Annotated in this window: 2 protein-coding genes and 1 pseudogene; 1 reads left to right on the top strand and 2 read right to left on the bottom strand. The window is 30.2% G+C overall.

Annotation, left to right across the window (positions count from 1 at the left end; genetic code table 11):
• Positions 1-85 precede the first annotated feature (85 nt).
• Together ACODSI_RS14935 and ACODSI_RS14930 are read right to left on the bottom strand one after the other, a co-directional pair.
• Positions 86-1090, bottom strand: a complete 1005-nt coding sequence (locus ACODSI_RS14935; protein ID WP_488917655.1) for an NADP-dependent oxidoreductase — start codon at positions 1088-1090, stop codon at positions 86-88.
• A gap of 11 nt (positions 1091-1101) precedes the next feature.
• Positions 1102-1902 (bottom strand): annotated as a pseudogene (locus tag ACODSI_RS14930) (SDR family oxidoreductase).
• 117 nt (positions 1903-2019) lie between these two features.
• On the opposite strand from ACODSI_RS14930, the gene ACODSI_RS14925 reads away from it, so the two are divergent.
• Positions 2020-2424 (top strand): winged helix-turn-helix transcriptional regulator, encoded by a 405-nt coding sequence (locus ACODSI_RS14925; protein WP_488917654.1) that lies wholly within the window; start codon positions 2020-2022, stop codon positions 2422-2424.
• The last annotated feature ends 213 nt before the right edge of the window (positions 2425-2637 follow it).

Genomic DNA, 2637 nt, shown 5'->3' with positions numbered 1-2637 from the left:
ATTTGTTTTCGTCAGTGTCGAAAATCGCCACTGGCGCAAGCGACGAAACGTTAGCTGCTACTTTGTGAAAAATAGTACAAAAAAGCTACTTAACCTTTACAACAACTTTTCCTCTCGATCTTCCAGTTTCAATATAAGATAATGCTTCGTTAGTTTGCTCAAATGGGAATACTTTGTCAATAACAGGTTTAATAATTCCTGCTTCTATTAACTTTGTTATTTCTCCTAATTGTTTTCCTTCTGCTCTCATAAACAAGAATTTAAAAGATATATTCAATTTTTTTGCTTTTTTTCTAGCACTAAAACTTAAAAGACTAATTACAAATTTCAAATACCAAGCTAAACCAATTGCACTAGCAAATTCAGGTGTAGGTGGACCGACAAGAGAAATTAATTGTCCTCCACGTTTTAGAATTCGTAATGATTTTTCAAGAATTTTTGCGTCTCTATTGCTGTGCAATACTAAATCATAATCCTTTAACTTAGTTTCAAAATCTTCTATTTTATAATCAATAATTAAATCTGCACCTAGACTTTTTACTAAATCAATATTTTTTGAACTTGTAGTTGTAGCAACAAAAGCGCCTAAATGTTTAGCTAGTTGAATGGCAAATGTACCAACACCACCCGAACCAGCTTGAATGAAAACTTTTTGACCTTTTTTTACATTACCAACTTCTACAAGTGCTTGCCAAGCTGTTAAACCAACTAGTGGAATTGAACCAGCTTCTTCCATTGAAAGATTTTTTGGTTTTAATGCTACATCTTTTTCATCTATAGAAATATATTCGGCGAAAGTACCAATTCGAAAATCAGATGGACGAGAATAAACTTCATCGCCAACTTTAAGTTTACTTACTTTTGAACCTATTTTAGTAACTACACCAGCCACATCGTGACCATTTATAAATTGAGGTTTGTATGGTAGAAACAATTTGAATTCACCATTTCTGATAAGTGAATCCAATAAATTGACACCAGCCGAATGTACTTGTACCAATACATCATTTTCATTTAGAATTGGTTCAGCCCAATCTGTTAAATGCAATTTTTCTTTTTTGCCGTATTTATTTACAATGAATGCTTTCATTTTCGTTTATTTTAAGATTTATTCAATTGTTTAAGTATATTTTTTTCTAAAATACCGTAAGCAAAATGCTGTAAATTGATTAACACAGAAGTTCCTTTACCAACAATGTTTCTAAATTTGGGTTTATCTATCTCAATAACGTGCATTATTTTTTCTACAACCATAATAGGATCTTCGGCATTTTTTACCAATTCATTTGAAAATTTTTCAATTTTTGCTCTCAATGAATTATAATCTTCAATTTTTGCAATTGGAGAAGATGAATTATCAACAATATTTGTTTTAAAAGCAGCAGGTTGAATCATAGCAACGCTTACATTAAAATCGTTCAACTCATATCGTAATGCTTTGAAATATCCTTCCAAGGCATGCTTTGATGCTGAATAGTAAGCTGCATTTGGAAAAGAAACTAACCCAACTATTGAACCCAATGTGATAATTTTTCCAGATTTTTGTTTTCTAAAATGTGGTAAAATAGCATTAGTCACTTTTATAGTTCCCCAAAAGTTGGTTTCAAATTGTTTTCTACCCAATTCAATTGGAGTTTCTTCTGCTATACCTGCAACTAAAAAACCTGCGTTATTTATCAAAACATCCAATTTACCGATTTCTTTAAAAAGTCTTTCAGGTAATGTATTTATAGATTATTCTGAATCAAGGTCCAATGCAATCATTTTGAAAAGAACTGCAGATTGCACTTTTTCAGGATTTCTACTTGTGCCGATAACATTATAACCTTTTTTGTAAAGTTCATTTGCTACCAACAAACCAAAACCCGATGATGCACCTGTAACTAAAATATTTTGCTTCATTTTATTTGTATTTAAAAATTTATATTTACTTTTGCTTGCATATTGCAAGTGCAAATATATAATACAACTTTTGATTTGCAAGTGCTTTTCAAATTATTTTAAAAAATATTTTATTTTATGATACAACCTAGATCAGAATGTCCATTAAGTTACTCACTCGATGTCTTTGGAGATAAGTGGTCATTGCTTATTATTCGTGACTTAATGTTTACCAACAAATGCACCTATAATGATTTTATAAAATCGGAAGAAGGAATTGCAACTAATATTTTAGCAGCAAGATTAAAATCATTAGAAGAAAATGGTATTATTAAAAAACTAGAACACCCCGATAGCAAAGCAAAAAAATTGTATAAACTCACACAAAAAGGAATAGAATTATTACCTATTATTATGGAAATTTATATTTGGACAGATAAATATTTTGCAATGTCAGAAGAATTAAAAGCGACGATTAGTGAGGCTAAAAAGGACAAAGAAAAATTTATAAAGCAGGTATTAAAAGAATTAAAATCTAAATAATAAAAAAAGCAGCAGCTAACAGCGGTTTTAAGAAATTGGGGTTTTCGGGCTTAATTTAAAGTTTGTTTTGTACTTTTGATTTTCGGTGATTAATCGAAAGTTTCGGGCTTACAAATCCCCAACTTCTTAAAGCCGCGAAACGTTGTGCGACACTTTGGAAAAACCAAACTAAATATAACAATATCATTAAATTTTGAACTTTGAAGAATTTCA

This window comes from Flavobacterium sp. FG139 (genome assembly GCF_057809695.1).
Note: the sequence above shows the minus strand (reverse complement) of the source record. Positions and strands in the feature narration are given on the sequence as shown.